Annotated in this window: 6 protein-coding genes and 1 pseudogene; all 7 read left to right on the top strand. The window is 29.4% G+C overall.

Going from position 1 to position 7,833, the window contains the following annotated elements; all coding sequences use genetic code 11:
- Positions 1-633 (top strand): DNA polymerase III subunit delta (gene holA, locus ACHZC3_RS10680; RefSeq protein ID WP_394759848.1); only part of this gene is annotated, 633 nt, incomplete at its 5' end.
- A gap of 66 nt (positions 634-699) precedes the next feature.
- Entirely contained in the window at positions 700-882 is a 183-nt protein-coding gene (locus tag ACHZC3_RS10675) for a CAL67264 family membrane protein (protein WP_394759847.1), read from the top strand.
- A gap of 42 nt (positions 883-924) precedes the next feature.
- The gene (ettA, locus tag ACHZC3_RS10670; protein ID WP_394759846.1) at positions 925-2,616 is read left to right on the top strand and encodes an energy-dependent translational throttle protein EttA; all 1,692 of its coding nucleotides are present in this window, start codon (positions 925-927) and stop codon (positions 2,614-2,616) included.
- 63 nt (positions 2,617-2,679) lie between these two features.
- On the top strand, positions 2,680-4,866 hold the full coding sequence (locus ACHZC3_RS10665) for a response regulator (protein WP_394759845.1): 2,187 nt from the start codon (positions 2,680-2,682) through the stop codon (positions 4,864-4,866).
- A gap of 48 nt (positions 4,867-4,914) precedes the next feature.
- A complete protein-coding gene (locus tag ACHZC3_RS10660) occupies positions 4,915-5,400 on the top strand; it encodes a SixA phosphatase family protein (protein ID WP_394759844.1) in 486 nt (161 codons plus the stop codon).
- Entirely contained in the window at positions 5,400-7,511 is a 2,112-nt protein-coding gene (ppk1, locus tag ACHZC3_RS10655) for a polyphosphate kinase 1 (protein ID WP_394759843.1), read from the top strand. The genes ACHZC3_RS10660 and ppk1 overlap by 1 nt, the downstream gene beginning before the upstream one ends.
- A gap of 42 nt (positions 7,512-7,553) precedes the next feature.
- A pseudogene (locus tag ACHZC3_RS10650) lies at positions 7,554-7,833 on the top strand (exopolyphosphatase); the annotation flags it as partial.

Genomic DNA, 7,833 nt, shown 5'->3' with positions numbered 1-7,833 from the left:
AAGATTTTGGCCCAAAAAGGAGTTGTATACGAAAGCAAAAAATTATACGAAAACCAAGTAGGCGAGTGGTTAAAGAGAGTATTGCAAGGAAAGAAACTCAATATTGAACCCAAAGCAGCTGCTATGTTAGTCGATTTTCTTGGGACTGATTTAAGCAAAATAGCAAACGAATTAGACAAATTAGCCATTATTTTACCACAAGGAAGTACAATTACACCAGCAATTATTGAAGAAAATATAGGATTTAGTAAGGATTTTAATGTTTTTGAATTTAGAAAAGCTATTGGAGAACGAAACCAATTAAAATCATACCAAATTGCGGATCATTTTGCTCAAAATCCAAAAGATAACCCTATGGTGGTTACTACAAGTTTGGTTTTTAGCTTTTTTATTCAATTACTAAAATACCACGGATTAAAAGACAGAAACCCCAAAACGGTTGCGCCAATATTAGGAGTAAGTCCTTTTTTCTTGAAAGATTATGATGTGGCCTTACGCAATTATCCAATGAAAAAAGTCAGTCAAATAGTTGCTTCTTTGCGCGATATTGATGTAAAAAGTAAAGGTGTTGGTGCCAATGCTTTACCACAGTCCGATTTATTGAAAGAAATGTTGGTTAAGATTTTTAATTAACATTGAAAAATATTTAAAAAAGAACGATATTTGTATCCCTCAAATTAAATAAAAAAAAATAAAACTATGGGAATGAATAAAAATACAATTTTAGGTTGGGCAACTTTAATGATGATAATAATGGGATTAGTACTAATCGGTTTAGGAGCATACAGATATGCTGATATAGCTGGTTGGGGCTTTGCTACAGTTGGATTTGGTTTTTTATTAAATGCTTGGGTCTTTAGTTCTTTAAAAGGTAGACTATAAAAAGATTAACAAATTATAAATTAGAATAAAAAATAACATAAAATGTCAGACGATAAGAAAGTAATATTCTCAATGTCAAAATTGAGTAAAACCTACCAAGGAGCAGATAAACCTGTCTTGAAAAATATATATTTAAGCTTCTTTTACGGAGCAAAAATTGGTATTTTAGGTCTAAATGGTTCTGGTAAATCTTCACTTTTGAAGATTATTGCAGGAGTAGATAAAAACTATCAAGGAGATGTAGTTTTTTCACCAGGTTATACAGTTGGTTATTTAGAACAAGAACCACAATTAGATGACTCTAAAACAGTTATCGAAATAGTTCGTGAAGGTGTAGCAGAAACTATGGCAGTTCTGGATGAATTCAACAAAATAAATGATATGTTTGGCCTGCCAGAATATTATGAAGATGCTGACAAGATGGAAAAACTAATGGATCGTCAAGCAGCTTTGCAAGACAAAATAGATTCATTAGGTGCTTGGGAAATAGATACCAAACTAGAAATCGCTATGGATGCTTTACGCACACCAGAAGCAGATACACCAATTAAAAATTTATCAGGAGGAGAGCGTCGTCGTGTAGCATTATGTCGCTTATTATTACAGCAACCTGATGTGTTGTTATTAGATGAACCTACGAATCACTTAGATGCAGAATCAGTACTTTGGTTAGAGCAACATTTAGCACAATATGCAGGAACTGTAATAGCAGTAACACACGATAGATATTTCCTTGACAATGTAGCTGGTTGGATTCTTGAATTAGATAGAGGAGAAGGTAATCCTTGGAAAGGGAATTATTCTTCTTGGTTAGACCAAAAATCAAGCAGAATGGCACTCGAAGAAAAAGTAGCTTCAAAACGTCGTAAAAACTTAGAACGTGAGTTAGACTGGGTTCGTCAAGGAGCAAAAGGTCGTCAAACCAAACAAAAAGCACGTTTGCAGAATTATGATAAGTTATTAAACGAAGATCAGAAATCATTAGATGAAAATCTAGAAATTTATATCCCGAACGGTCCACGTTTAGGAACTAATGTTATTGAAGCTAAAAATGTAGCTAAAGCTTTTGGAGATAAATTATTGTATGATAATTTAAACTTCACTTTACCACAAGCTGGAATTGTTGGAATTATTGGGCCAAATGGTGCTGGTAAATCGACAATTTTTAGAATGATAATGGGTGAACAAGCGACAGATTCTGGCGAATTTACTGTTGGTGAAACTGTAAAAATCGCTTATGTAGATCAATCACATTCTAATATAGATCCTAACAAATCTATTTGGGAAAACTTTGCAGATGGTCAGGAACTAATTATGATGGGCGGACGACAAGTAAATTCAAGAGCCTATTTATCTCGTTTCAACTTTGGTGGAGGAGAGCAAAATAAGAAAGTAAGTGCACTTTCTGGAGGAGAACGTAACCGTTTGCACCTCGCTATGACACTAAAAGAAGAAGGAAATGTCCTTTTATTAGATGAACCAACGAATGATTTAGATGTAAATACACTTCGAGCGTTGGAGGAAGGTTTAGAAAACTTCGCTGGTTGTGCCGTTGTAATTTCTCACGACAGATGGTTTTTAGATAGAATATGTACTCACATTCTAGCATTTGAAGGCGATTCGGAAGTATATTATTTTGAAGGTGGCTTCTCTGAATATGAAGAAAATAAGAAAAAACGATTAGGTGGAGACTTAACACCGAAAAGACTGAAATATAGAAAGTTAATAAGATAAGTTTTAAAAAAAAATCCTGATTTATTTCAGGATTTTTTTATTTTTACCTTCCAGACATTTTTTATGAAAACAAGATTGCTTTTTTATTTATTCTTTTTTATTTTACCTAAAAGTAATTTTGCTCAAGATGCAATACATAATGATAAAGATGCTACTATAATATTAAAAAAAGCAGTTGAAAGTTTTGATCGATTAGATTGTAAGGAATCTTTAAAATTTGCTCAAATTGTTTTAAAATATTCTTTAGATAACGACGACTATCTTAATTCAGCTAAAGCGTATAATATTATCGGGCTAAATTATGAACAGTTTTCAGATCTTAACAAAGCAATAGATTTTTACAAAAAAGGAATAGAGTCTGCCCACAAGGCAAATGATACAAAACTTTTAGATTATTTACATAATAATATTGGAAATTTATACTACTTCCAGTTAAACGATCCTAAAAAAGGGTTGCAATACTATTTTAAATGTTATGAATACTCAAAAAAAAGTAAAGATAAAATAGAAATTGCTTTTACAGAACTAAACATTGCCGATGTATATATAAATTTATCAAATTTTACAACAGGAAAAAAGTATTTAGATAATATTTTTCCTGTTGTAAAATCTTCTAACGATTACGAAATGTATATAACCTATTATGCATTGTTAGCTAATTATTATGCAAATACAAATCAAGTAAAAAAGGCAGAGTCTACCTATAATATTGTAATAGAAAAATTTAAGGAAAATAAAATTGAAATATTAAAATCTAATCAGCTTGATCTTTATGAAAAAATATCTAAATTTTACCAAAAAAATAATGACAACATAAAAGCATTGCATTTTTTAGAAAAACATGATAGTTTACAAGATGCTTTATATGTAAAAGAAAGGAATCAGGAAATTAAATTTGCTGGAACCGCAATTGAAGTTCTTGAAATGAATAGCAAAATTCAAAAAATAGAATCTGAAAAAAAAATACAAGAACAAACAATTAATCAAACAAAAAAAATTAGTTCAATAATTTTTGTTTCATTATTTTTTCTTGTACTCTTAATGGGATTTCTTTACAGAAGTTATTTAATTCATAAACAAATTAATAAAAAACTTTTCGAAACAAACAACCAGTTAATAATTGCAAACGAAAAATCTGAGGAGGCATCAATACTAAAATCTCAATTTTTATCTAATGTAAGTCATGAGCTACGAACACCTTTGTATGGAGTTATAGGAATGGCAGAAATTATAGAATCTGAATATGTTGATATAAAAAATGACCCACATTTTAAGGCTTTAAAATTTTCATCAAATTATCTTTTATCATTAATTAATGATGTACTGAATGTATATAAAATAGAAGATGATAAATTTGAATTTAATTTTGATAACTTCAACATTAGAAAAGAGATATTTACACTAAGAGAATCATTAAATGTAATTGCAAAATCAAATAGTAATATTCTAAATGTAGAGATTTCTGAGAATGTTCCCAGTACTATAAAAACCGACATTACAAGGTTTTCACAAATTTTAATTAATTTAATTAGTAATTCTTTAAAATTCACTAAAAATGGTACAGTTACAATACAACTAGATTTAATAATTGAAAATAGTACACAGTTGCTTAAAATTGATATTATTGATACAGGAATTGGAATTTCGAATGAATATTTAGATAAAATTTTTGAAAAATTTGTTCAAGTTGAAGTTAATTTGCAAGAGCAATATAAAGGAACAGGACTTGGATTGTCTATAGTTAAAAAACTAGTAGAACTTTTTAAGGGAGAAATCATTGTAAAAAGTGTTATTAATAAAGGAACAATTTTTACAGTAAAATTACCTTATATTCAGGCTGATGAAAAACTATTCATAAAAGAAGAAAGTACAAAAAAAATAGTTAATGAAAAACGATTTAAAATTTTAATTGTCGAGGATAATGCAATAAATCAATTAGTTACTAAGAGATTAGTAGAGAAAAATAAGCATACTTGTCAAATTGTGAATAACGGATTCGAAGCTCTTGCTATTATTGAAAATAATAATTTTGATTTGATTTTAATGGATATTAATATGCCAATAATGAATGGTTTTGAAGCATCGAAGGAATTAAGAAAAAGAGGTAATAAAACAACAATTATAGCATTAACAGCATCAGATAAACAAGAAATAAGTATTGAAGCTAAAGAATGCGGTATAAATGATATACTTGTAAAACCTTTTAAAGAAGAAGAATTAGCCAACATATTAGTTAAATATATTGAGTGAAAAATGCTATTATTTGAACAAGTTTTAACTATTTATTTATAAAAAAATATGAAGTCAATTATTTTAATCCGTCATGCAAAATCTAGTTGGAATGACCCAGTTATAGATAAAGAACGAATATTAACAGATAAAGGAATAGAAAATATTAAAAAAGTAGCTATTAAAGCTAAAAAATATCTTCCTGAAAATTTTATAATACTATCAAGTACAGCTAAAAGAGCATCTCAAACCGCACAATTGTTTTGTAAGCAGTCAATTTTAGATAAAAATCAGATCGAGTTTATAGATAACCTTTACACTTTTGATGAAAACCAACTCGAAAAAGAAATAAAAAAGAGTGATAATACTGTCGAAAACCTAATTCTTTTCGGACATAATGAGGCAATTACAAATTTTGTTAATAAATTTGGAGATAAATACATAAACAATGTTCCAACAGCTGGATTTGTACAATTACAATTTGATCAAAATAGCTGGAAAGATATAAATAAAGGAAAAACAATTAGAACTATTTTTCCTAAAGAAATAGATTAATGATAATTACAGAAAACAGATATATAGACAAAGAGAAAAGCTGGTTGGCTTTTAATTTTAGAGTATTGCAAGAAGCTGCAGATGAACGAGTTCCGTTATTGGACAGAATGCGTTTTTTAGGAATTTTTTCAAATAATTTAGATGAATTTTTTAGAGTTCGCTACGCAGCAATTCGTCGATTGAGTTTGGCTGGAGAAACTGCCGAAAAAATACTTGGCGGAATTACCTCGCAGAAATTACTAAAAGAAATTACCGAAATCGTAATCGATCAGCAATCGGAAAGTTTACGAATTTTAAGTAATATCGAAAAAGAACTCGAAAAGCAAAATGTTTATATTATCAATGAAACTGAGATTTCTAAAGAACAAGAGAATTTTATCAAAGATTTTTTTATTCAAAAGGTTAGTCCAGAACTAATTACAATTATATTAAATGATCTTGAAGAATTTCCTTTACTTAAGGATACTTCCGGATATTTAGCTATTAAATTAGTGATGAAAACAAATCAAAATTCATCAATTCTTGAAAAAATAAAAGGTAAAAAAGACATTCGCTATGCCGTTATCGAAATTCCAAAAACCATCAATCGTTTTGTCGTATTACCAACAAATAATGACAAACAATACATTATACTTCTAGACGATTTAATTAGATATAATCTTCATAACATCTTCAATATTTTTGATTATGAGAGTATTTCGGCTCACATGATAAAAATTACTCGTGATGCACAATTAGATATCGATAGTGATTTGAATAAGAGTTTTATGGAAAAAATATCTTCTAGCGTAAAAGATAGAAGAATAGGTGAACCTGTGCGTTTTATTTATGATCAAACCATAGATAAAGATACTTTAAAATTCTTTCTGCGTAATATGGGAATTGATACTAAAGAAAGTGTCATTCCTGGCGGAAGATACCACAATCGCCGTGATTATATGAATTTTCCTAATCTAGGTAGATATGATTTGTTGTACAAAACAAACATTCCGCTTTTAGTTGACGGATTAAGTTTAGAGGGGAGTATTCTTAAAAAAATTGAGCATAAAGATTATTTGGTAAACGCTCCATATCAATCATTTTCTTATATCATTAAGTTTTTAAGAGAAGCTGCTTTAGATCCTAAAGTTTCTGAAATTAAAATCACGTTGTATCGATTGGCAAAAAATTCACAAATTGTGAGTTCATTAATTAATGCTGCAAAAAACGGAAAAAAAGTAACTGTTCAAATCGAATTGCAAGCTCGTTTCGACGAGGCAAGTAATATTTCCTATGCAGAGCAAATGCAAACTGAAGGAATAGAACTTATTTTTGGTGTAAAAGGACTAAAAGTACACAGTAAAGTTTGCCTTGTAGAACGAATAGATGATGGGAAATTAAAACGTTATGGTATTATTTCTACAGGAAATTTTAACGAATCAACTGCAAAAGTTTATACAGATGTGACTTTGTTTACAGCCCATCAGCAAATTTTGAAAGATGTTTCTAAAGTTTTCGAATTTTTCCATACTAATTATAGAGTGCATCGATACAAGCACCTAATCGTATCTCCTCATTATACCAGAACTCGTTTCAATAAATTAATAGACAAAGAGATATTAAATAAGAGCAACGGGAATCCAGCATTTATAAAACTAAAAATGAATAGTTTATCAGATAATAAAATGATCGATAAATTATATGAAGCCAGTAGAGCTGGAGTCAAAATTCAATTAATTGTAAGAGGAATTTGTTCACTCATTCCTGGTATAAAAGGAATGAGCGAGAATATTGAAGCAATTTCAATTGTAGATAATTATTTAGAACATTCTCGAGTTTATATTTTTTGTAATAATAACCAGCCCGAAGTTTATATTTCTTCAGCCGATTTTATGACCAGAAACCTAGATAGTCGAGTTGAAATTACTTGTCCTATTTATGATGAAAGTATCAAAAAAGAGTTAATAGACACTTTCGATATTGGCTGGAAAGGAAATGTAAAAGTTCGTTATCATTCAGAAAAATTAGACAACAAATACCGTATGCGGGGAGATAGCCCAATATTTAGAGCGCAATTAGAAACGTATAAATATTATCGTGACAAAATTGAAGTGGTTACTGAAAAAGTCTAGATTTTAAATCTTAATTCTAATATCTAAATTCTAAAATTAAGAATGATTTCAATAAAAAAATATGCCGCCATAGATATAGGATCAAATGCCATGAGGCTATTGATAACAAATATTGTGGAGCAAAAAGGGAAAGAAACCCAGTTTAATAAAAGTGCTTTAATTCGTGTACCAATTCGTTTGGGACAAGATGCTTTTACTGTTGGCGAAATTACCGAAGAAAATATAGACCGCATGGTTGATGCTATGAAAGCTTTCAAATTATTAATGAAAGTATATAAAGTAGAACACTACATGGCATGTGCTACTTCCGCTATGCGTGAGG

The organism is Flavobacterium sp. (assembly GCF_043720215.1).
Taxonomy (GTDB): Bacteria; Bacteroidota; Bacteroidia; order Flavobacteriales; family Flavobacteriaceae; genus Flavobacterium.
Note: the sequence above shows the minus strand (reverse complement) of the source record. Positions and strands in the feature narration are given on the sequence as shown.